Annotated in this window: 17 protein-coding genes; 9 read left to right on the plus strand and 8 right to left on the minus strand. The window is 57.8% G+C overall.

The genetic code is table 11. From position 1 onward, the window contains the following. Positions 1–79: 79 nt before the first annotated feature. Positions 80–1,531: a pyruvate kinase gene (gene pyk / locus ABVN21_RS01080; RefSeq protein WP_339555376.1), complete on the minus strand. Its 1,452-nt coding sequence runs from the start codon at positions 1,529–1,531 to the stop codon at positions 80–82. Between the two features lie 190 nt (positions 1,532–1,721). Here pyk and ABVN21_RS01085 point away from each other — a divergent pair, with 190 nt between their 5' ends. From ABVN21_RS01085 to ABVN21_RS01110, 6 genes are all read left to right on the plus strand, one after another. Then, entirely contained in the window at positions 1,722–2,096 is a 375-nt protein-coding gene (locus tag ABVN21_RS01085) for a tetratricopeptide repeat protein (RefSeq protein WP_339555375.1), read from the plus strand. 246 nt (positions 2,097–2,342) lie between these two features. Continuing rightward, a complete protein-coding gene (locus ABVN21_RS01090; protein ID WP_339555374.1) occupies positions 2,343–2,702 on the plus strand; it encodes a PilZ domain-containing protein in 360 nt (119 codons plus the stop codon). A 135-nt stretch (positions 2,703–2,837) separates the two neighbouring features. Further along, on the plus strand, positions 2,838–3,182 hold the full coding sequence (locus ABVN21_RS01095; RefSeq protein WP_339555373.1) for a hypothetical protein: 345 nt from the start codon (positions 2,838–2,840) through the stop codon (positions 3,180–3,182). A 237-nt stretch (positions 3,183–3,419) separates the two neighbouring features. Next, complete coding sequence (locus ABVN21_RS01100) at positions 3,420–8,639, plus strand: Tc toxin subunit A (protein ID WP_339555372.1); 5,220 nt, start codon at positions 3,420–3,422, stop codon at positions 8,637–8,639. A 97-nt stretch (positions 8,640–8,736) separates the two neighbouring features. Next, entirely contained in the window at positions 8,737–13,332 is a 4,596-nt protein-coding gene (locus ABVN21_RS01105) for a neuraminidase-like domain-containing protein (protein WP_339555371.1), read from the plus strand. A 9-nt stretch (positions 13,333–13,341) separates the two neighbouring features. Further along, positions 13,342–13,935, plus strand: a complete 594-nt coding sequence (locus ABVN21_RS01110; RefSeq protein ID WP_339555370.1) for a hypothetical protein — start codon at positions 13,342–13,344, stop codon at positions 13,933–13,935. 21 nt (positions 13,936–13,956) lie between these two features. Here the strand turns inward: ABVN21_RS01110 and ABVN21_RS01115 are convergent, their stop codons facing one another. The 6 genes from ABVN21_RS01115 to ABVN21_RS01140 are packed head-to-tail and all read right to left on the minus strand — an operon-like array spanning position 13,957 to position 20,676. Then, complete coding sequence (locus tag ABVN21_RS01115; RefSeq protein ID WP_339555369.1) at positions 13,957–15,288, minus strand: DUF58 domain-containing protein; 1,332 nt, start codon at positions 15,286–15,288, stop codon at positions 13,957–13,959. Further along, positions 15,285–16,286: a MoxR family ATPase gene (locus ABVN21_RS01120; protein ID WP_339555368.1), complete on the minus strand. Its 1,002-nt coding sequence runs from the start codon at positions 16,284–16,286 to the stop codon at positions 15,285–15,287. Before ABVN21_RS01120 ends, ABVN21_RS01115 begins: the two co-directional genes overlap by 4 nt. Continuing rightward, a complete protein-coding gene (locus ABVN21_RS01125; protein ID WP_339555367.1) occupies positions 16,283–17,449 on the minus strand; it encodes a DUF4350 domain-containing protein in 1,167 nt (388 codons plus the stop codon). The genes ABVN21_RS01120 and ABVN21_RS01125 overlap by 4 nt, the downstream gene beginning before the upstream one ends. Beyond that, positions 17,446–18,990, minus strand: coding sequence for a DUF4129 domain-containing protein (locus tag ABVN21_RS01130; RefSeq protein ID WP_339555366.1), 1,545 nt, complete (start codon positions 18,988–18,990; stop codon positions 17,446–17,448). Before ABVN21_RS01130 ends, ABVN21_RS01125 begins: the two co-directional genes overlap by 4 nt. Continuing rightward, entirely contained in the window at positions 18,977–19,954 is a 978-nt protein-coding gene (locus ABVN21_RS01135; RefSeq protein WP_339555365.1) for a stage II sporulation protein M, read from the minus strand. Before ABVN21_RS01135 ends, ABVN21_RS01130 begins: the two co-directional genes overlap by 14 nt. Further along, positions 19,951–20,676, minus strand: coding sequence for an RDD family protein (locus tag ABVN21_RS01140; RefSeq protein WP_339555364.1), 726 nt, complete (start codon positions 20,674–20,676; stop codon positions 19,951–19,953). The genes ABVN21_RS01135 and ABVN21_RS01140 overlap by 4 nt, the downstream gene beginning before the upstream one ends. A gap of 184 nt (positions 20,677–20,860) precedes the next feature. Here ABVN21_RS01140 and sbcB point away from each other — a divergent pair, with 184 nt between their 5' ends. Then, a complete protein-coding gene (gene sbcB / locus ABVN21_RS01145) occupies positions 20,861–22,291 on the plus strand; it encodes an exodeoxyribonuclease I (protein WP_339555363.1) in 1,431 nt (476 codons plus the stop codon). A gap of 99 nt (positions 22,292–22,390) precedes the next feature. Here the strand turns inward: sbcB and mvaT are convergent, their stop codons facing one another. Beyond that, on the minus strand, positions 22,391–22,768 hold the full coding sequence (gene mvaT / locus ABVN21_RS01150; RefSeq protein ID WP_064679411.1) for a histone-like nucleoid-structuring protein MvaT: 378 nt from the start codon (positions 22,766–22,768) through the stop codon (positions 22,391–22,393). A gap of 337 nt (positions 22,769–23,105) precedes the next feature. Between mvaT and purU the strand changes: the two genes are divergently transcribed. Next, on the plus strand, positions 23,106–23,954 hold the full coding sequence (gene purU / locus ABVN21_RS01155; protein WP_339555362.1) for a formyltetrahydrofolate deformylase: 849 nt from the start codon (positions 23,106–23,108) through the stop codon (positions 23,952–23,954). A gap of 87 nt (positions 23,955–24,041) precedes the next feature. Further along, positions 24,042–24,224 (plus strand): hypothetical protein, encoded by a 183-nt coding sequence (locus ABVN21_RS01160; RefSeq protein ID WP_339555361.1) that lies wholly within the window; start codon positions 24,042–24,044, stop codon positions 24,222–24,224. Positions 24,225–24,307: the final 83 nt, after the last annotated feature.

A 24,307-nucleotide genomic window follows, 5' to 3' on the forward strand; every position in this document is an offset into this window, starting at 1 on the left:
AACACAGCAGCTGTTGGATCAAAAGCAAAAAGCCCCGCCATTCACATGGCGGGGCTTTTGTTTTTCAGCGCTCGGTCACTCAGACCATCGGGTCGCCCACGTGCAGGATTTTCATGCCGTTGGTACCGCCGGTGGTGTGATAGCTGTCGCCCTTGGTCAAGATGACCCAGTCGCCTTTCTCGACGACGCCGCGCTTGACCAGCTCGTCGATCGCCTTCTGGCTGACTTCGTTCGGTGCCAGCGAAGCCGGATCGAACGGGACGGTGTACACGCCACGGAACATCGCTGCGCGCGCCTGAGTCTCGCGGTGCGGCGAGAAGGCGTAGATCGGCACCGAAGAACGGATGCGCGACATGATCAACGGGGTGTAGCCACTTTCGGTCAGTGCGATGATCGCTTTGACACCCGGGAAGTGGTTGGCGGTGTACATGGTTGCCAGCGCGATGCTCTCGTCGCAGCGGGTGAATTCCTTGCCGATGCGGTGGCTGGAGGTCTTGCCGGTCGGATGCTTTTCAGCGCCGACGCAGATACGCGCCATCGCTTGCACGGCTTCGAGCGGGTACAGGCCAGCGGCACTTTCCGCCGAGAGCATCACGGCGTCGGTGTAGTCGAGCACGGCGTTGGCCACGTCGGACACTTCGGCACGGGTCGGCATCGGGTTCTGGATCATCGACTCCATCATCTGGGTCGCGACGATCACAGCCTTGTTGTGGCGGCGTGCGTGCAAAATGATTTTCTTCTGGATGCCCACCAGCTCGGCGTCGCCGATTTCCACGCCCAGGTCACCACGCGCCACCATCACGGCGTCGGACGCTTTGATCAGGCCATCGAGGGTTTCGTCATCGGCCACGGCTTCGGCGCGTTCGATCTTCGCCACCAGCCAGGCAGTGCCGCCGGCTTCGTCGCGCAGTTGACGGGCGTATTCCATGTCGGCAGCGTCACGCGGGAAGGACACGGCGAGGTAGTCGACTTCCATTTCCGCAGCAAGCTTGATGTCAGCCTTGTCTTTTTCAGTCAGGGCCGGAGCGGTCAGGCCGCCACCGCGACGGTTGATGCCTTTATGGTCGGACAGCGGACCGCCGATGGTCACGGTGCAATTCAGTTCGGTGGCGGTGGCGGTGTCGACGCGCATGACCACGCGGCCGTCGTCGAGCAGCAGCTCGTCGCCCACGCCGCAGTCTTTCACCAGGTCCGGGTAGTCGATGCCGACCACTTGCTGGTTGCCTTCGGTCAGAGGATGGCTGGTGGAGAAGGTGAATTGATCACCGATCTTCAGCTCGATCTTCTTGTTGGCGAATTTGGCGATACGGATTTTCGGGCCTTGCAGGTCACCCAGCAGGGCGACGAAGCGACCGTGCTTGGCAGCCAGGTCACGCACCAGCTTCGCGCGAGCCTTGTGCTCGTCTGGGGTGCCGTGGGAGAAGTTCAGGCGGGCGACGTCCAGGCCAGCCAGAATCAGCTGTTCGAGAACTTCCGGCGAGTTACTGGCCGGGCCAAGGGTGGCGACGATTTTGGTACGACGGACGGACATGCAAAGACTCCTGAGTTCAAGCGCTGAGTGAGGCTACTATGGTCCGAAGGTGTAGTCATTGTTCGTTTGCACTACTTTTTTGTGAAGAACTTGGTTTTCGGTTTCTTTATTGAACCCTGCAACTTTGTGCCAGGCAGCCTGAAGATTTTCGCAGTCGGGTCGATACAGCGTTCAAGACAGGAGATTTCCCATGCGATTCGTGCTCATTGCCGCCCTTGCCCTCAGCGTCACGGGCTGCACCCGTTGGTCGATGAATCATCATCTGAATAACGCCTACAAAGCCTATGACCGGGGCAATTGCGAGCAGGTATCGCTTGAGTTGTCCAAGGTCGAGCGCGAAAGCCGCGCGCGGCCGTATGTCTGGCCGGAAGTGTCGATGATGCGCGGCCTGTGCCTGGAGCGTCAGAAAATGTTCGTCGATGCGGCGCAGACTTACCAGTTCATTCTCGCCTCGTATCCGCAAAGTGAATACGCCTACCGCGCCCGCGCCCGCCTTGAAACCTTGCAGAGCCTGGGCCACTACCCGCTGCGCAGTGCGGCGGCAGTACGTCCGACGCAGTTTTGATGTCAGTCGTCATCTGATCGCTGGCCGCCCGGCGGCGGTGGGCTATAGTCCAATAGACCGGTTTTAGAGGCCTTGCCCATGAACCGGGGTAACACCTGTGATCGGCAGAAGTAAGTGGCAGCGCTTCAAGGACTGCCGCACCAGGATCGGGGAGAGCGCGCCAATGCCCTTTTCAATAGCTACAGGCAGGCCCGTTCCGAAGCATTAGTGCGGTCCTGCTTAAGGGCCTTGCGTAGCGAATTCAGCATGTTCACCGACCGCCGGATCGAGCGGCATCAACTGCCGTATTTTCTGAAAGTGTTCAACCGAATCACCGACAAGCCCATCGGTTATCTGGGCAACGTCTCCGAAGACGGGTTGATGCTCATCAGCCAGCTGCCGATGATGATCGGCGCCGACTTCGATTTGCGCCTGAAAATCCCCGCCACCGAAGGCGGCCTGCAGATCGTCGATTTACGGGCGTGTTGCCTGTGGTGCCATGAAGACGCAACCCCCCACTACTATGACGCCGGGTTCAGCCTGCAACGGGCGCCGCCGGAGTATGGGCAATTGGTGGAGGCGTTGAGGCGGTACTTCAGTTTTCAGACTCTGCCGGCTTCGGCCTGAGGCACTGGTCGAGGACATTGTTCAGTCGATGCCGTTGGTCTGAACTGTCAGATCTAACAGGTGTTTGATCAAACTGGCGCATGTATCAATATCGTTGCAGGTCAACAGTTTTCCAGGCGATTGGAGGCCAGGACTATGACAACGCGAACGATGGTGACAGAGCCCTTGGTAGATGTCGCCAAACCCGTGATGACCTCTCCAGTTGGAGGGAGGATTTACTCGGCTCCGGTGCTGGTCAGTGGCATCGCCAGCATAGGGTCGGTCATTGGGACCGCCGATTATGAAGCTTCTTTTTTCGAGCCCAGCCAACTGGTCAAAGGCAACATTCCGCCCGATAAGAGTATCCACTTCAACTACGACCTGACACCGGGTCCGAAACGGTTGGATATTCGTACCGGTTATCGCGTTGGTAGTGACCAGAGCTGGTCCCCTTGGCTAGCCATAGACTGGTTCTATGTCCTAACGCCGCCGATCGACTGACTTCCCAGTTCCCTCAGAGCCCATTCTTGCAGTGCCCATGAACATACGGGCACTTGGGCTTGCCCACTCACTTCCCCAATTCCTCGACTTTCCCGCGCTTGACCGCAGAGGAAAATCTTCGATCTACCCCTACGGTTACCGTTTGTCCGTGCTGTCAGTTATGACAGGTGTTTGGCCTGCGTCTTTCCACTACAACAGTCCTGTGAAGTCATCAACGGTTGTTGCAGGAGATGCCGCATGAACCAGGACACCCCCTATTCGCCTCTTTCACAGTTGTTCGACTCGACCGTCGGCCGGGAGCGGATAACCGGCTCGACGCAAGTACAGCATTTCATTGAACAGAGTGGTTCTGTCTTGCAAGTGGTGAAAATGGGACAACAAGGTCTGATGGACACTTTCGAGTTGTCCAGTCACGAGGCCGGCGTCCTGCTGGAGAAAGCCAATAGCGTGCTGGTGCATCTGGCCCGGCAGTATCGCAACCACCGATTGACCCGCCATACGCCACCCAATCCATTGAACGAAACCGGCGTTCGATCGTTGGTGGAAGGCCCCGATTACCACCGTTTGTTCAAGTTGGCCTGGGGTAATACCACCCCCGTGGGCAGCCTGGACGCCAATGATTCACCGGCTGCTTATTTTGTGGAGTTGTACCGCAAAGCGCTTGAGCTGGAAGAGCGCGCTAAGGACACGGCTGGTGAAAAATTAAAGCTGGAAGAGCGGCGGCCTGATCTCGCCACGCGTGAGATCAATCCGGAAATGGCCTACCGCGTCACACCGACTGTGGTGCTGGTCAATGAAGTGCTCAATGGCATTATCGAGGCGCACGCTCCTGCCCAGGCCTTGGACAACGATGCGGTGGATGACCGGCTGCTCAAGGCGCGGTATCCAATGACCACGTTGCCATTCGAGTGGTATCGGGAACAGTGGGACTACGTCCTCCAGGAAAACGATTTGTCTCTTGGGGACGTGGTGCGTATTGCGGATGCAGATTCGCCATATTTCAAGCAGCCCGGCGCGCACGGCAATCGCTCGGATATCGCCATGCGTCAGGCCAGTGGCCTGGGCCCGGCCATGCAGGCGTTACTGCTTGAGGATCGCTACAGTTTCGGTGTCGAACCCCAGAGCGCTGAGTCAACGCCGCGTATCGACCCTCGCTCCGGCCGGATTGATCCCGATCCGCAGACAACCAATGATGATTTTTTCCAGAAGAATTTCGGGGCGAGCTACACGGACTTGCAAGACACAGTGAAGTTTTGCACCCACGCCTCGATTGATTCGGACGCTCTGGCAAGCCTGCTATCGATCGAACGTTACGCTCCGACCATTTCCCCTAATGAAGGCAAAAGTCCTGCACCTGAAGATGAGCCCAAGCCCACGCCGAAACAATTCGGTTCGGTCTATATCAATGCCGATGGAGCCCAGGATGCAATCGCGGTGGATGAATCCGGGACGGACGAAATAAAGAGAACGCTCAAAGACGCCACAAAACGCCGATTCGACCTGATCAACCGCATGCTTCGTCTGGCACGACGCCTTGATTTGCCCTATGACGAATGCGATCGCCTGGTAATTGCCGCCATACGTGCCGAACAACGCACACCGGTTCAGGATGAAGATCAGGCATTGGATACTGTTCAAACCTACAAGATCACCGGCAATACCCTGAGAGCCATCGGACTGTTCCAGGAGTTTCGTCGACACTACAAATGTTCCGCCGAGGATTTCGCGGCACTGATCGACGAGATGAGCGTATTTGGTCGCGGGGAGAAAAAATCCCAGTTCGACCGCGTGTTTAACGGCCAGTCGCTATTTGAAACACCACTTCGGCTCGACAACGGTGTTTTTGCCATTCATCCACAAACCGAAGTCGACCGTCGCACCGTCGACCAGATTTGCAGTGGCCTGGGTATAAACCTGGAAACCTGGCGCTATCTGGCGCGGGTCGTTGCTGAGTGCTATGGCCTGCGCGGTGAACTGACGCGCAGTTTGCCAGTGCTTTCGAGTCTGTACCGGCTGGTCAAGCTGGCTTCGTTCTGCGGTATCACCTCCATCGAGCTTGCAGCGTTGCTGGAGACCATGAGTCCCAGTGGCAGCGATTGGTTACGCGAGTTGTTGGGCAGGCCACATATTTCTAATTACCGGACCTTCGCCAAGGCAGATGTGCTCAATGTGTTGCATGCGGTGCATTCCTGTATCGAATGGTGCCGCGAGAACGACCTTGATGTGATCTGGCTGGTGCAGCATGTAGCGCCGGTTGTCGTGCCCGTAGTCGCCTCGGAGGCAGAACTGACGTTGCTGCAGGAACTGCGCAAGCGTCTGGAGCCGACCCGATTGAGTGAGGATATGTTGCTGGGAGCCGGCGTGCCTCCGCTCGCCGTCAGTCTGGGCAGCGACTGGCTGACCTTGCTGGATCAACTGGTCGACGAAAAGGGTTTGGTCCTCAACGGGCACGCACCCGATGAAGAAGCGTACGAAGCCTTTGCCAAGGGAGAGATCGACGGTGCGGTCGAACTGGCGAAGATCGATGCCACTCAGGCCGAGCGGGTGAGGGCGACGATTCTGGCGATACTGCTGCAGACCCGCGCGGCGCAGAGCGCGGTGGTCCAGGAGAGTCTGTCGGTTTATCTGAATATCGCGCAAGACCTGGCGCTGGTCGTTCTGCGGTGGGTGGAGTCCGGCGGTGTCTACCTGCTACTCAACGAAACCATGCGCGTGTTGGGCGTTGGGACGATGGCCGAGCCCAACATCAATCTCGGAGACGACATTCTCAAAGTGCTCGCGCACCTGGTGCGACGCACCGCGGTGGTGAAAAAACTGGCGCTGAGCTCGGCGATGATGACCACGCTGACCACTCAGGAACATTGGCGCTGGTTTGGGCTGCGGCAAATTGAAGACCTGACCCTCGAAACCTTCTACTTGTTGACGATCTACGGCCGAGCGGTGGTACACACTGAGGAGCCGGCCGAGAAGTTGTTGGCATACCTGAAACTGGTGAACGACCTTCCCGCTCAACTGACCCCTGAGGATATTCGCTTGATCCGCGATGCGGCGGCGAGCTCGCTGGCGCAGGCGCTCAAGTGGGGGATCAAGGAAGTCCTGGAGTGCGCCAATTACCTGATTCCCGAAAAACCGCTGATTCGCGAGCTGTCCCAGCTCGATTTCGTTATCCGCGCGCGGGGATTTGCTGCGAAAACCGGTCTGGACGCCAATGCCATTTTGGCCCTCGGCGCGCTCACCCCGGAAAGTGACGTCGTCAGTTGTCGCCAGGCAGCAGAGCATGCAGTGCAATGCTTGTCCGAGTCGGCCATTCAGAGCAAGGCCCTGGAATTCGGCGAGGTCGGGCAAAGCGTGGCGGGCAGTATGACGGTGTCGGCCAATCGACTGATCTGCAACGCGCCCGGCGAGTATTCATTGATCGAAGTCACGCTGCGTGATTTCCAGAACGAACCTTTGCCCAATATCACCGTGACCTGGGAATGCGAGCGCAGTGGCCTGCAGAGCCTGGAGTCGGTGACAGACCACATGGGGCGCGCCTTAGTACGCTTCAAGGCCGGTAGCTGGATGGGCCTGGCCACGGTGGTCGCGCGTTATGGCTTGGGACAGCGGGTCTACGCGGAGCCGATTTTGATTGACTGTGATGAAGAATCGCTCGACTACTCGCTATCTGGCACCACGCCACCTCCCTATCCGGAAAAACTGGCGGGTGACCTTGAGTTCCTCGAGTTGCAAGTCAGGTTGGTGGATAAATTCAGAAACTATGCCGTCGACCGCCCCGTTCGCTGGGGATGTACGGCTGGCCGCCTCGACCCGGTCATGTCGTACACCGACAAGGACGGCTATGCCCGCACCCGTGTTCGCAGTCGGTCACCTGAAAGCAACCTTGAAGTGACCGCGCAGTATGCCGGCAAGGACCTGATCAAGTTCCAGGGCATAAAGTTCGTTGATCGGCCGCGCGTTTCACTGTTGGAGGCCATTTCACCCGCCGTCGCAGGGCTGCCTCTGACATTGCGCTGCATAGTCATTGGCTTGGACGGACGTCCGTACCCAGGGGCGACGGTGACGTGGCTACAAGGCGCGACTGAGCTTGAGCCCGGGGATACCGACGAAAACGGTGAAGCAACATGCGTGGTCGCCGGTATCAGCAAGGGCAGTGTTGTGTTTAAGGCTTCAGTCACTGGCAGCACCAAGACCTTGGAACTGGACGTGGCCGGTGGCGCCGTGATGCACGGGCAATCGGCGGATTACCTGTTGCCCGTGGCGGGATCCGACCGACCAAGCCTGCTGTGGGTTGAGGTCAGGGAAACCGCTGCCAACGACGCCCGGCCGATTGCGCGGTACCCGATAGACTGGAGCGTCAAATTCGGTAGTGAAGAACTGACCAAGGAAACTGTGGCGACGGATGTCAATGGCCGTTCGACCTTTCCGTTCCTCGCGGATCAACCCGGTCGATATACCGTAATTGCCAAGGCACAGGTTGGCAGCGATTCGAAGACATTCGACCTGGAAGTGGTCGAACCGCTGAAGTGGATCATCAAGCTGATCGACATCACCAACGTACCCGTCGAAGAAACCGTTACACCGGACCAGACGCTGAATTTTGTCCGCGGGCGCAAATACCGACTCGAACTCAAGCCCGAAACCAGCCTCAATCTCACCGGAGCACGGGCAGCCCTGGGCTGGAGCGGAGCGTTTTCTGCCAAGGCCATGGGGATGACATTCGCACCGTTGACCGGCGCCTACACCGAGGTGGTGAGCGACACCATGCACTGGACCATCGATTGCGCGAATCTGCGCAGTGGTGACTTCGAATTGACCTGGTTGTGCAACCGAATCGACCAGACGCTGGTGTTGAAAGGGCGGTTGGGGGGCGGAGCGCCTGTTGTGCAGCATCCTTTGCCCAATGCGACTGTGGAAACGCAGATGGTAATCGGCGGAACCGGCGCTGTCGCAGACACCATTCAGATTTTTATCGGCAAGGATTTACCGTATCGGGCTCAGACCCGGGTCGATGGTCAAGGGCGGTGGAGTGTGCAATTGCCGCAACCACAAGCGGCCGGTGCGTGTGTCTTGTCGATCAAGCAGATATCTGCGGATGGCACGGAATTCTGGGCGGCGGATATTCCTGTGACGGTCAACGCCACTTTGTTTGCAGCGCCCAAAATTGAATCGCCCCTGAAGAACGCCCGGCTTGGTCCCAACCCGAGCGTCTATGGGTTCGGGCGGCCAGGCACAACGGTCAGGGTCGTGGAGCAGGATAAGTCTTCGACCATTACTTACGGAACAGGCTTGGTCCAACCAAACGGCTGGTGGGTCGTAGAAACAACAGGAATGGAAACAGTAGCTACCTACACGATTGCTGCGGCGTTGAAGGACGGAAACGCTAATTCACCGTTTACTGCCCGCGACTATACGATTTTCGTTGTTGCTGATCCGACAAGCCAAGCTAACGACGAATGACAATCTACCGCAGTGATGGACGATTGAACTCGATGCGGCAACGGGGCAGGCACGGCACTCCGTCCCTAAAACTTTACGGCGTCAAAGGAGAATTGCGATGAACAAACCCGTTATCGGAGCATTGGCAGAGCGTCGTCGTAGTGCATTGGTGGATTACTACCGGAGCCATGTTGCCGCGGTCCAGGATCAACGTCGAGAGCAGCCTCTGCGCCTGACAACCATTGATGACGTGCAACAGTATCTGCTGATGGATACCCAGATGACCGCCAAGGTCGATACGTCTCCGCTCGTGGAAGCGATTGCCTGTTTGCAGCGTTATCTGGGGCGTATCTATTCGAAGATGGAGCCCGGCTACAGCGAGAAATTTACCGAAGGAGATTTGGAGTACTGGCACAAACGTTTATGCAACATCAGCGACTGGGCCGGTTACCAGATGCTTGAGGACTACCCGGAAAATTACCTTTCCCCGGGTTTGCGTTTGAAGAAAACCAAGTCATTTATCGACCTGGAAAATAACTTGTCGCAAGCGCGCATCAGCGATTCATCGGTGAAGGCGGCGCTTTACGAGCACTTGGGCAAGTTTGAAAAAGTCTGCAACTTGAAACTGGTATCCGCCTTCATCGATAGCACGGACAAGCCATCAAGCGTTGCGCAAGTTCCGACCTTCAAGAACACGCACTATTACTTTATCGGTCGGCAGACGGAGCAGCCTTACTCCTACTACTGGCGCAAGGTGCGGGTGCACATCAACGAGCAAAACAAGGAACTGGATTATCTCAATCCCGCGGGCTGGAGCGAATGGGAGGAGTTGCTGCTGCCAGCGGGGCTGGAGGTGCTGGCGGTTCGCCCGGTGGTCTTCGGCGGTCGATTGAGTGTCGTTTACATCGAAGGCGAACAAGCCAAGGATGAGAAGGACAAGGACGGTAACGTCACCAAGCCTGGCGCCTGGACCATAGAGGCAAAGTTGTCCTGGTTGGGGCTGAACGATATCTGGTCGACGCCTGTCAGTTTGCGCAAGGAAGAGTTCGCCGTTCTGAACAAAAGCGCCATGCGTTTGGTGGCGGTAACGGTTGTATCGGATGCAGAAGGTAAAAAGGATATCGATGACTGGCTTGCCGTCGGTTTTACCGGCCTCGATGCTGTATCGGGCGTGCAAGCCTCACGCGATGACACCGCGCCAGGCTGGCTGTTCTCCTGCGTGGACGCCTATATGGAGCCGCAACCGGTCAAGGTCGCGACCTTGCAAAGCTGGGCGAACGGGCGGTTCAAGGACCAGCGACTGTTGCAGCACAAAGTCACGCGCGATGAATATACGGCGCTCAATCGAGTGCTGCTGGCGCCTGCCAGTGGTGGAACCGTTAGGGGCGACCTCAGCGATACGCTGGGCGTGAACCTGAATTTCAGCAGTGAACTCGACCAGGGAAAAATCAAAAACCGCCTGCAGGTTCAAGGTTTGTGTCAGGCCACAAGGCTCGATTTCGACTTGAAGGAAATCGTCCTGCTTTCTCAGCATAGATTTGCTAACTCACTCGCCTACTTCGAGATTTCGTACGCCGGACCCTCATCGGTTTTGCTGACCTGCCATTTGCAAGTCGCAGCGATGAAAGTCGAGTTGTTATTCAAGGATATGGCAGAGCAAGAATTGGTGCTGGGTACGATCGAGGCCAACGAATTTTCCACCGTTCCCGGGAATTGGGCGCGAGCGACGAAGGTCATCAATTTGTCCCGGGAGAATCTGGAACATCTCGCACTCAGTAGGCCTGACGAAGCGTTTAATGGTGCCGGCATGTCGGTGCGTACACCGCTCGGTCCGGCCCGTTTCAACGACCCGGTCAACAAGCTTTCAGTCAACGCTAAACCGCAACATCTGCGCTTCGGCCTGAAGCTGTTTGAGGGAACCACGCAACTCAAGGCACAGGATTTCGACTTCGACCTCGAACATTGGTACGCCTCTGGTTGGCTCGAACACACTTGGGAAGGCGATCCGAAAGGCAAGACGTTGAGCGTGACCTGGGGCGATGACAGCGGTACCCGCGGGCGCGACAAATACAACGTGACCATCAATCAAGCACCGACTGCCGGCAGTTTGCCGCTGCTCGATACCCAGGCCTCGGGTGCGCAGTTTCTGGATTTGCGGGCGTTGGGTTTGTCCAATTTGCATTGGGTTCGACTCAACTCGCCGTTTGGTCCGGTCTTGAAGTCGAAAGTGGCGGTGTCGATTGATGAACTGTTGTCCTGGGAAACCCAGCACACCCTCGAGCCTGCTCCTGTAGGCGCCTTGGGTAGTTTCGCGGCCGTGCCGATGGACTTCAAAGGCGCTCATGGAGTTTTTTACTGGGAGTTGTTCTTCCATGTGCCATTCCTTATCGCCCATCGGCTGAGCGAAGAGCGTAGCTATCTGGAGTCCCAGCGCTGGTTTCATTACCTCTTCAATCCACAAAACGCACGATCAAAAGACCTTTCAGTTGAGGTGGCTCATTGGAACTGCCGGCCATTGCTTGAGGACGGTTATGCCGGTGCGGAAGCCGACAACCTGGTGGACCCGGACGCCATGGCGTATGCCAATCCGGTCATCTATCGCAAAGCGATCTTCGTGGGGTACGTGCGCTGCATTCTTGCCCATGCCGACTCGCTATATCGGCGCTTGACCCGTGACGATCTGGTGGCGGCCAAGTTGTTGTATGAACGTGCGCTGGTGTTGCTCGGGCCAAAACCGGATGTCGCTCCCATGAGCCATTGGGTACCGAAGCCGGTGAAGGACATTCTCAACCGTGAAGCCGCTCGAAGCCCTTCGAAGCTGGAACTGTTTGAGCATTCAGTCGAGGTCAAAGTGGCGAACCTTCCTGAACGGGTGGTGGGTACTCCGCAACTGGCAGGTCTTGACCTGGATGAGTTCCGCCCAGCGACCAACGAGATGCTGCTGGACCTGTGGCGGCATATCGAGCAATGCGTGTGGAACATGGCCAATAATCTGACTATTGACGGCAAACCCATGTGGTTGCCCCTGTTCGCGCCACCGACCAACCCGCTGGATTTGCTTCGCGCCCAGGCGGGTGGCTCATCGGGCACTTCACGCAGCGCCGGTGGCTGGTTGAACATCCCGCATTACCGGTTCCGCACCATGCTCGCCTCTTCACAAAATGCGGTGCAGACCTTGATGCGCTTCGGCCAACAAGTGCTGCAGTTCATGGAACAACGTGATCGAGGGCAATTGGAAGAGCTGCAACAAAGTCACTTGATTGAACTCAGCGCGTTTGCCAGCGAGATACAGAAAGCCACGATTGATCAGTTGAAGGTGGCGAAAGAGGGATTGGGAAAAAGCAGGGCAGTACTGGAAAAACGCGAGGCGTATTACAAGGATCAACAGGCAGGAGGCTTGTTGGCGACGGAAATAATTGCAGATGGATTGGGTGTTGTTGGCCGGTTATCGGGGGCAGCAGCATTGATTCCCGAGGCGGCATCGGGTTTGGCCAGGGCAGTCGCCAAAGTTGGAGCCATGGCAGGCGCTGTCGGGCCGTTTCCGGTGGTTGCACCGACAACGCAGGTTGGGGATTTGGGCGCTCCGATACAGAGCGCCTCATCGGTGTTGGCAGGAATAGGTGCCGGTGCCTTTGCGGTGTCTGAAAGTATGCGTATCACCGCCTATCATCTGCGTCGTGCCGCCGAATGGAGTTTTCAGGAACAACAGGCCGCAGGAGAAATAGAAGTGATCGATGAGCAGATCCTTACCCAGGAACACGCCATCGTCGCGGCTCAAGCCAGTCTGCGCCAAGCCAAAAAAAGCGCAGAACAGGCCCAGGCGATCTACTCGTTCCACAAGACCCGAACCACCAACGTTGAACTGTACCGCTGGCTGCTGAGCCAGATGGCCACCCACTACTACCAGGCGCACGATGCCGTGGTCGGGCTATGCCTGAGCGCCCAGGCGTCCTGGCAATACGAAATGGGCGATTACGACACCACCTTCGTTCGGCCCAACGTGTGGATGGATAACTATCACGGCTTGATGGCTGGCGAGTCCATGGCCCTGGATCTGTTGCGCATGGAGTCGGCCTTCCTTCACCGCCACGAACGGCGCCTGGAGTTGATCAAGACCGTGTCCCTGCGTCAGCTGTTTGATGCCAATGCCCAGGAAGATCCGGCTCAAGATGACTGGGCAAAGGTGCTCAAAAAGTTTACCGACGATGGAGTCCTCGACTACGAGTTCCCTCAGCGGCTATTCGACCGCGACTATCCAGGCCATTACTGCCGACAAATCACCACTGTGGACGTCACGCTGCCGGTGGTCTTGGGGCCCTATCAGGACATTCGACTGACCCTCACTCAGCTATCGAGCATCACGGCGGTGAAACCCGTCGTATCTTCTCTGGACTACCTCTATGCGCCCGACGCCTCGCGCACGCCTGCGGATATCAAGCTTAATTTGCGCAATAGCCAGCAAATAGCGGTGTCCACCGGTATCGATGACAGCGGGCAGCACATGATGAATTTCGGTGATGAACGCTACCAGCCTTTCGAAGGCACCGGCGCTGTATCGAAGTGGAGACTCGAACTGCCGATGGGCAAGGCAGACGAACAGGAGGCGCTCAAGCAAAGCCTGACAGACATCATCGTGCGGGTGCGCTACCTGGCCTTTGTGGGCAACCCGACGTACACGCAAAAGGTGATTGAAAAACTCGAAGCCAAATCCTGATATCGGTAAATGTTTATCGACTCCGGAAATATCGACGCCAACAAAGGTGAGGCAGCCATGAGCAGTGATGAACCGATCGAAGGACGAAATCTGATTAACCACGGTGACTTCAGCGGAAATTGGCGTGAGGTCTGGACGGTAACGGGCAATCACGCCGTACGTGAAGACAGCGCAACGGGAAAGACGTACTTGCAAATGACCGAGGGGGCGACCGCCGCTTGCACCTTTGAGCTACCCATACGTCCTGATGCTGATGCGGTCTATTGGATTTCGTTCGCCTATGAGGTGCGGGGTAACAAGCCAAGTGTCGTTTCGCTGACAACGGGAGGGGGGAAAGAAGTCTTCAGAGAGACTTTTGTCAGCCGACGAGGCCAAGAGGAACCCTTGGTATCAGCCAATCAACCTCTGGCTGACTTCAGGCCTTATGCCCCTTATGCGATTGAGGGGCTAGTAAGGTCTGATAAAACAATTGATCTGCTGGTGACCAGTGCTGATGACGGTGAGGTGGGGGGAATATATGTCACGGACTTCAAGATTGATTTGCGCATTGTTCCTTTGGCGGTGAGTGAACTGTCGCTTGATGACCGATCCTATATCGGTTGATGTTCGCGACAGGCTCCGGGATTAAAGCTTCCCGGCCCGCTTCCAGCTCAAATACTGGGTCACCAATGCCGGTCCCAGTTCGCTGGGTCGCGTGTCCATGACCGAGACCCCATGAGCGCTCAACCGCTCATGGTTTTCGGTTCGTGCGTTCAGGTAATCCACCGTGCCGCAATAATTCAGTGCTTCCTGCAAGGTCTGGACCGGTGCATCGCGCACGCTGTCGAGTACGTCTTCGCGCAAGCTCGCCACCAGCACTCGATGTTGCTTGCCCAGGCGTTTGACGGCGCTCAGCAGTTCTTCGCCGTCTTCATCGCGCAGATTGGTCACCAATACCACCAGCGCCCTACGTTTTTGTCGGGCTAGCAGTTGGGTGATGGCCGCTTGATAGTCAGCACTGCGTTGACTGCTGCTCAGGTCATAGACGGTATTGAGCAAAACGTTGAGCTGCCCGGTACCTTTGACCGGGGCGAGGTAGCGTGATTGTTCGCTGGCAAAGGTGCTGAACCCCACTGCGTCGCCCTGACGCAGCGCGACGTAGCTCAATAGCAAACAGGCGTTGAGCGCATGATCGAAATGCGACAACTCACCGTCCTGACTGCGCATGCGGCGGCCGCAGTCGAGCATGAAGATGATTTGTTGATCGCGTTCGTCCTGGTACTCCCGTGCAATGGGGGTGCGTTGTCGGGCGGTAGCTTTCCAGTCGATCTGGCGCAGGCTGTCGCCTTCGCGAAATTCACGTAATTGATGAAACTCCAGGCCCAGGCCTCGACGTTGTCGTTGGCGTACGCCGAGCTGACTGAGCCAGTTATCCACGGCCAATAACTGACCACCGTAGAGGTGGGCGAAGTCGGGATAGACGCGGGTGTTGTCAGTCACGTTGAGCAAGCGTTTTTCGGACCACAAACCCAATGGGCTGGGCAGGCTGATTTCACACTGTGCAAAACTGAAGTGCCCGCGTTTGAGCGGTCGTAACCGGTAGTCGATTCGGCTGTACTGACCGGGTTGCAATTCGACCGTCAGCGGCAGGTGTTCGAAGTCGAGGCCCGGTGGTACATGGTCGAAGACTTGAACGTTCAGCGGTTGTGCAAAGTCGTGTTCGACAGTCAGTTGTACTTCGCTCCATCTGCCCAGAGCAAGGCTGCCGGGCAACTGGCGTTTCACCCGGGGCGAAGGCAGACGCTTGAGGCGAACTGCGTCCAGCATGGCCAGGGTCAGCAGCGCCAAGAGCAACCCCCAGTTAATCGCCATGAGATTGGCCGGAACCACGAACGCCAATACCCGAAAAGTACCCGTCACAATGCCGCAGGCCAGCAGGATAAACAGCCAGGCGAGCATCAGGCGCGAGGGTTTCACTGGCGCGGCGCCGGCACTTGGTCGAGCATTTGTTGAAGCACTTGTTCGACATCCAGCCCTTCGATATCCAGCTCCGGCGCGATGCGCACGCGATGACGCAGCACGGCCAGGGCGCAACCCTTGATGTCATCCGGAATCACGAACTCACCGCCGCGCAGCAGCGCACGGGCCCGGGCACATCGCACCAGCGCGATGGACGCCCGTGGGCCGGCGCCGAGGGTCAGGCCCGGCCAGCTGCGGGTGGTGCGAGCGAGGCGCACGGCGTAATCGAGTACCTGATCGTCCAGCGGCAGATCACTGGCGATGCGTTGCAGGGCCAGCACGTCCTTGGCCTGCAACACCGTGCGCAACGGCTGCACGTCGAGCATGTCGGCGCGGGTCGAGCGGCTGACCTGACGCACCATGTCCAGCTCTTGCCCGGCGTCGGGATAGTCCATGCGCACCTTGAGCATGAAGCGATCGAGTTCGGCCTCCGGCAGCGGGTAAGTGCCTTCCTGTTCGATGGGGTTTTGCGTGGCGAGCACCATGAACGGCTGCGCGATGGGCAGGGCGTGGCCTTCGAGGGTGACTTGCCGTTCTTGCATGGCTTCGAGCAGCGCCGCCTGGGTTTTCGCCGGGGCGCGGTTGATCTCGTCGGCCAATAACAGGTTGGTGAACAACGGACCCTTGCGGAGTTTGAACTGCTCGGTCTGCAAGTCGTACACCGCGTGCCCGGTGACGTCGCTGGGCATCAGGTCAGGGGTGAACTGAATGCGCGCGAAATCGCCACCGAAGCAGCGCGCCAATGCCCTCACCAACAAGGTTTTACCCAGGCCCGGCACGCCTTCGAGCAACACATGGCCACCGGCAATCAATGCTGTGAGAACGTCGTCGATCACGCTGTGCTGGCCGATCACGGCTTTTTGCAGCTCGGCACGAATCGCTTGAGCCAATTGACTGGCGCGCTCGCGTTGCCGGGCATCGTGTTCCTGTGTACCGGGCTCGGTCGGTTCGATCATAAGGCGTTCCTCAAGGATTGCAGGTGAGCGACCAGGCGACTGAATTCAACGCTGGAAAATCGTTGCTTCGGTCGCGGGCTCATGGCCTGGCTGATGACGTGGGTGGGTTGGCCGGTCAGGCGTGCGAGGACCCGCCATTGTTCATCGGTATCCAGTTGTTCAAAACCGGGATGACGGCGCCGGACGCGACGCAGGATATCCTGCTGCAAGGCGTGCAACAGGCTGTCCTGACCGTTGCGGCGCAGCATGAAGTCGGCGCTGGCACTCAAGTGTTCCAGTAGATGGCGGCGTGCCCTGGGTGCCGGTTCCAACAGCGGGCCATGACGCACGCCGACATGCCAGCAGCCAAGACCGATCAGGGCGATCAAGGCCACCAGTGCCTGCGGAAAATAGCGCAGCAACAAGGTCCACACACTGTCGTGATCGGTGTTGAACAGCAGGGTCACCGCTGTACCGACGGTCAGGTGCCAGAGCAGCCAGGCGTTGTCGTACTGATCGATGGCCGGGTTTTTCCACAGGTCTGCGTCGGTGACGACAATGATCGAACCGAGGCCGTGATTGAGCTGCAACAGATGCGTGGCTTTGCCACTGCCAGCCCGGGTTTGGGCAAGGTGTTTCGGATCTTCGATATGGAATGCGGTATCGAAGTTGGCGTAGGCCGGTGCGTCTTCGTCTTGCAGACGGAGCTTGGTGAGTTTCGGGTACGGGTCGTCACTAATGTCGGGCGGCGGGGCGTTGACGTCTTTGCTCAAGAATTGCTGGACCTGGACCCGGTCGAGCAGCAAGTCATTGCTTTGCCCGGTCTTCTCATCCCACAGCGACTGGGCCACGAACAACAAACGCCCGCCAGCCCGGACCCAAGTCATCAGCTGATCAATCTGGTGCGGGGTCATGTTGCGGCGTTCGCCGAGCAATAACAGGCTGTGGCGACGCGGTTCGAGCGTTGGCAGGACGTCGAGGCGATTGGCATGGGTGACGCTCAAGCCCTGTTTGCGCAGGAAATGTTCAGCGGCCAGATATGAATTGGCCTGGGCTTGCGGTGAGGGGCCGTGATCGATTTCTTCCGGATAGGGCTTGGCCTTGAGGTACAGATAAGTGCTCAGCGCGCCCAGAAACACGGCGATCAACACACCGAGCATCAATGGCCAACTGCGCCGGTTCAACGGGATGCTCCCGAACCGAACAGGGCGCGCCAACCGTCACACAATTCCTGCTGTAAATGCGCGGGTGGCAGTCGGTGACCATAGGCCATGTTCTGCCAGTGGCCGGTCAGGTTTTTGCTGAAGGCCAGCAAGTTCGGTTGCTGCAGTTGCCCGACGCGTTCAAGCACCTGTCCTTCGGTGTCGGCGGCTTTCAGCGCAATGTTGAAATCGTGCAGCAAGCGGCTGAGCAGGGCGCGATACAGCAATCCAAGTGCTTCCCGAGGTTGGGCTGGCCAAAGTGCTTCGGCGCTGGCGGCAATGTCGGCGGGCAGGGTTTCGCGTTTGAGATCCAGGCCGAAAGCCTGTTGCGGCAGCTCTCGTGCGAGTTTTTTGCCGGGCCTTGGGCGACGGCTGACAAAGGCCTGTAACCAGTCGCGGTAGCGCCACATCAACAGCCCGATGGCAGCAATCGCAGTGCCCCACAGCAAGGCCTCTATCAAGTTGGCCAATGCGCCGAAACGCTGTGCATCAAACAGCTTCATTAAGGTCTTCAGCCATTGCGGCATGTTGTCGTCATTCCCGGGCTCGGCGGCAGGTTTGTCCTCGCCGAAGCGGTATCGGGTCACTGTTTCCTTGTTCTTGAATGGCGGTTGGTCGAGGATCGCCTTGATGCTGTCCCGGGAAGCCTGGCTGGTCAGCGGCTGGTGCAGTAAGCGCGGGCTGTCGGGTGAAGCGACCGGTATGGCGGCACTGACATTTTGTGCGGCAGGCATCAACAGGAACGCCGTCAGTAACACCGCGAGGGTTATACCGCTCAAGCGTTGGCGCATGCGGCGGAACACCAGTTCGATATCCCAGGCTTCCAATACGGTGCGCCGGTTCAAATAAAGGCTGAAGCCGCAGGCCACATAGATCGGCTCCCACACCATCAACACCAGGACGTAAAACGCGTTGGTCAGGTGTTCCAGCCATAACCAGTCCTGATTCATGGCGGAAATCAGCGACTGCCAGCTCCAGTCGAGCGCGACCTGTTGCGGCAGCAGCAGATAAAACAGCACCATCAAACCAATCCACAACGCGGTTTCCAGGTGCGCGCCTATGATCGTCAGCCACCGCGCCGCGCCGGCGTCGCGCTGTAACAGCACTTCTAAACGCTGTTGTCGCGCTTCTCCACTCAATCCTTCGAGCTGTACCACCGGTAGCAGAAAGCTACGGCTAAGGCTCAGTCGTCGCCAGGTCAAACTGGCCAGCAGTTGTGGCTTCAGCAAACGCAGCCATTGGCGCAACGCCTGTTTCAGGCTGGGCGTTTCACCAAACATGGCTTTGGACAGGATGAACAGCGGCAGGCGTTCGAAGGCCGGTTTCAACCACCAGAAAATAAACACAGCGAGGGTTGGCGAGTCCCAGAAAACCCAAGTCAGCAACGCGAAAACCGGCAAGGTGACGATGGCCCAACTGGTCATCAGCAGGCGTCGGTGACGCTGACTCAACAGCACCCCCAGATCCATGGCTTCCCAGGTCGGGCGCGGACGGATGACTACGCTGGCGTCACTCAGGCGCATGGCGAGTCCGTCCAGCGAACAGCAGGTAAATCGCGACCAACGCCCAGAGCGAGGCACCCGCCAGGTATTTGATCAGGGGCGATGGTGCTGTCATTGATGACCAGTAGGCCTCGATAAACGCCGCAATCAGCAGAAACAGCATGACCCCGCAGATCAGCAGCACACTCTTTCGTGCTGCTATTCGCAGGGCTTCGGCACGGGGCAGGCGTCCTGGTGCGATCAACGCCCAGCCAAGTTGCAGGCCGGCGGCTCCGGCCAGGGCAATGGCGGTCAGTTCGAAGGCGCCATGGCCAATCACGAATGACCAGAAGGTTTGCCCAAAACCGATCTGCGTCAGATGTCCGGCCACTGCGCCGATCATCAAGCCGTTGAAGATGAGGAAAAACGCGCTGCCCAGACCAAACAGCAATCCGCTGGCGAAGGTCTGAAAAGCGATTCCGATGTTGTGCATGATGTAGTAGCCGAACATCACCCAGTCTTCACTGGCTGCGCGTTCCGCCGAGCGCCCGAGGTGACCGGCGTCGGGGTCGTACATGCTCTGCATTTCGCTGACTTGTTCAGCGGGAATCAAGTTGTAGATCAGGTCGGGAAACAGGTAAACAAGCAGCGCCATGCCAACGAGACTGCCAAAAAACATCAGGCTGGCAGCGAGTACGAAGCGCCACTGCTGGCGTACCAATCGCGGGAAGTCCGCGAGGATGAATGCAAGCACATGGGCGCTCAATCGGCTGCGATGGCGATAAAGCTGCTGGTGACCGCGCAGGGCTTGTTGCTGCAACGAGTCGATGAGGAAACTGCTGTAACCGCGCTCCCGAGCCAGTGCCAGGTGTTGGCAGAGGCGCCGATAATCGCTGGGGAAACTCTCGACTCCCACGGCCTGCTTGTCCCGTTCCAGCCTGTCCAGCATCAGGGAAAACTGCTCCCATTCGGCCATGTGCCGATGTTCGAAAAGACTTTGCTTCATGCCGGCCCCAACAATCCACGGGCGATACCGTTGAGTTCGGCCACCGACTGTGACGGTGGCACCTGCATGGGTTGGGCGAGGATCGATGCCAGTTCATTGACCCTGGCAGTGGAGAGTTCACCCTGGCGTTCGGCGAACCCGAGAATGGCGCGTTGCTCGGTCAACGTCAGGGTGAACGGCGGGCGACGGGGTTCGGCGGGTGGGAGTTGCGGTCGGGTCAGTGGATGATCTCGGTAAATCACCAGCGTACCGGCGGCCAGGTCGCCGAGGCGTTTGAAGCTGGGGTGTTGCAGGCAGCTGATGGCGCCAAGGAAATAGCCGAACGGCAACAGGTCGACAAATCGCAGCAAGTTGCGCAGCAGCGATGCCGACCAGCCAATGGGCGTGCCGTCATCCTGCACCACGCGCAGGCCCATCCACTGCTTGCCCGGCGAGCGGCCCTGATTGAGGACTTCGAACAACACCATGTACCACCAGCTCACGCCAAAGATCAGCAGAGATCCCAATCCAGCACCGAGTTTGCCGAGCATCGACAAGCCGATGAACAGCAGGCCGAGAATCAAGCCGCGCAGGACCAGATCAATGGCGAACGCCAGGGCGCGAACCATCAGCCCGGCCGGACGCAGGGGCAAATCGATGCCTTCCGGCGTTTCGACTTGATACTGCGTATCCAGTGGCGGGGACAGCGTTGCTTTCCTTCGCAGTGCTGTGGTCTCGAGCATGGGCAACCTGATGATGTGGCCTGATCGGGATGTTTCTCCATCGGATGCTAGCAGCCCCGTCGAGGAAAACGACATAACTATGTATTGCACAGTGAGTCGCCGGACGTGATGGAATGACAAGATTACTGGCCGGAGCGGGATATGAACGCCTAGACTTCGCCGATCTTCAGTTCAGGATTAGCCCGTGACCTCTATCTTTTGGTACGACTATGAAACGACGGGCATCAACCCGCGTTGCGATCGCCCCCTGCAAATGGCGGGGCTGCGTACTGACTTCGATCTCAATGAAATAGACGAGCCGGTCAACCTCTATTGCCAGCCCAGTGACGACATCCTGCCGCACCCGGCGGCCTGTGCGATTACTGGCATTACTCCTCGCCGCTTGGCGGAACAAGGTCTGAGCGAAGCCGACTTCATGACCCGCGTGCACGCCCAATTGGCGGCCCCCGGGACCTGCGGCGCGGGCTATAACACCTTGCGTTTCGACGATGAGATGACCCGCTACAGCCTGTACCGCAATTTTTTCGACCCCTATGCGCGGGAATGGCAGGGCGGTAACAGTCGCTGGGACCTGATCGATGTAGTGCGAGCGGCCTATGCCTTGCGCCCGGATGGCATCGTTTGGCCGACGGACGACGAGGGGCGGGTGACGCTCAAACTGGAACGCCTGACCGCCGCCAACTGCATTGATCACGGCAGCGCGCACGAAGCGTTGTCGGACGTACGCGCAACCATCGCCCTGGCGCGCCTGATCCGGAAAAAGCAGCCAAAGCTGTATGAATGGCTGTTTCAGTTGCGCAGCAAGCAAAAGGTGCTGGATCAGATACGCCTGCTCCAACCGATGGTGCACATTTCCGGGCGCTTTTCCGCGGCGCGCAGTTACGTCGGCGTGGTGCTTCCTCTCGCCTGGCACCCGCGCAACAAGAACGCCTTGATCGTCTGCGACCTGCACCTCGATCCTCAGGGCTTGCTGGATCTGGATGCTGAAACCTTGCGTCAGCGGCTGTATACCCGCCGCGATGATCTGGCCGAAGGTGAGTTACCGGTTCCGCTCAAGCTTATCCATATCAATAAATGCCCGGTGGTGGCGCCGTTGTCGGTGCTTCGCCCTGAAGACCAGCAACGCCTGGGGATGGATATGGCCCTGTATCAGCAACGAGCGCTGCGGCTAAATGACGCGCAGAAAGTTTGGCAGGATAAAGTTCTGGCGATTTATGCCCGCGAGGATTTTTCTTCCAGCCAAGACCCTGAACAACAGTTATACGAGGGTTTTATCGGTGACCGCGATCGGCGTCTATGCGAACAAGTCCGAACCGTCGATCCGGCGCAATTAGCGCAAGAGCAATGGCCTTTCGATGATGAACGTTTGCCCGAATTATTGTTTCGATATCGCGCTCGTAACTTCCCCGATACGTTGAATTTCGAAGAGCAAGAGCGCTGGCGAATATTCTGTCAGAAACGTTTAGCGGACCCAGAGTGGGGAGCGCCGAATACCCTGGAAAGTTTCGCGGAGGCCGCAGCCCAAATGACCCTTACTGCGACATCACTTCAGCAAGAAGTGCTGAATGAATGGCAAGAGTATGTCCAGGGATTACGCAAACGTTTGAATCTTTGAAATCGAAAATGCCTGGGGCCTGAACTCCAGGCATAAAAAAACGCCAGCGCAATGCTGGCGTTATTTTTTGTCGCAGATCCGTCTGCGACAGGCTATGGCTTAGCCCAGCAGGGTAGCCCAGCCTTCAACCACGTCACCGCCCCACTTGGCTTTCCACTCTTTCAGAGTTTTGTGGTTGCCACCTTTGGTTTCAATGACTTCGCCGTTGTGCGGGTTTTTGTATTGTTTAACTTTGCGAGCACGCTTGGTGCCAGTAGTTTTTACTGCGCCCGCACGTGGTGCCTTGGTTTTGGACTCTGGATCCAGCAGCGCGATGATGTCACGCAGGGATTTGGAGTATTCGCCCATCAGGGTGCGCAGTTTGCCTTCGAATTCCAGCTCGGTTTGCAGTTTGTCGTCTTGGGACAGATTCTTCAAACGGGCTTGCAGCTCTTTGATAGCTTCTTCGGTGGCGCGATATTCGTTGATCAAGGACATGATGACTACCTTATGCAGTTCATAGGAGGGCAGGGAACAGTGCCGCAATAATAGTCAGGGTATTTCATCAAGTAAACATTAAAGCGAAGTTTATTTAATTTAGTTACGGTGAATTCGCCACACATTGGATGTGCGATTAAATAGTTCGAGACAGCCGGCCGAGATATTCAAAATTGAATGCCTGTAGATGAAAAACATCAAAGCAATTACGCCGTCCGCGAGGGCCGGCCACGCCTTGTCACGGACCCTCGGGCGGGATGGAAGGTGATCAATACTGCAGTTTTGCTGCGCAATCGCTAGAATGGTCGCCTTTGCGAAGTTCTGGAGTTTCCCCCTAATGCGCACTTTTCGGCTGGTGATTTCTTGCCCGGACCGCGTCGGTATCGTTGCTAAAGTCAGTAACTTTCTGGCATCCCATAACGGCTGGATCACCGAAGCGAGCCACCACTCGGACAATCTCAGTGGCTGGTTCTTCATGCGTCACGAAATTCGTGCCGACTCGTTGCCTTTCGGTATCGAAGCCTTGCGCGAAGCGTTCGCGCCGATTGCCGAAGAGTTCTCGATGGACTGGCGCATCACCGATACCGCGCAGAAGAAGCGCGTGGTGCTGATGGCAAGCCGCGAATCCCACTGCCTCGCCGACTTGCTGCACCGCTGGCACAGCGATGAACTGGATTGTGAAATCGCCTGCGTGATTTCCAACCACGACGACCTGCGCAGCATGGTCGAATGGCACGGCATTCCGTACTACCACGTGCCGGTCAACCCGCAGGATAAGGAGCCGGCGTTCGCCGAAGTCTCGCGCCTGGTCAAGCAGCATGACGCCGAAGTGGTGGTGCTGGCCCGCTACATGCAGATCTTGCCGCCGGAGTTGTGCAGCGAATACGCCCACAAAGTCATCAACATTCACCACAGCTTCCTGCCGTCGTTCGTCGGTGCCAAGCCTTATCACCAAGCCTCCCTGCGTGGCGTGAAGTTGATCGGTGCGACTTGCCACTACGTGACTGAAGAACTGGACGCCGGCCCGATCATCGAGCAGGACGTGGTGCGCGTCAGCCACAGCGACAGCATCGAAGACATGGTGCGGTTCGGTCGTGACGTCGAGAAAATGGTGCTGGCTCGCGGACTGCGTTATCACCTGGAAGACCGCGTGCTGGTGCACGGCAACAAAACCGTGGTGTTCTGATCTCCGTAACATCTCCCGGTTGAAATTCGAAGGGCCTGGGCGTTCAATCGCTCAGGCCCTTCGTCGTTTCTACCCGAGGACATGAACATGGCCGATCCACTGGACAAAGCCACTTCCAAGGCACCCGCCACACTGGGTGAGGGTTGTTTGAGTCGTTACGATCCGGATGACATGGGCCCTGAGGACGGTACGGATTTTCCTGGTGCCGCCGAATTGTGGGAGCAGTTGCAGGATGAGTCTGACGCAGAGAACAAGGACTCCAACCTGTAGGAGCCGGCTGCTGGCGATGGATTTTGAGCCTTGCATTGGCCGTCGGATCGCTATCGCTGGCAAGCCATCTCCTACGGATTCTC

The organism is Pseudomonas sp. MYb327, assembly GCF_040438925.1.
Classification (GTDB): Bacteria; Pseudomonadota; Gammaproteobacteria; order Pseudomonadales; family Pseudomonadaceae; genus Aquipseudomonas.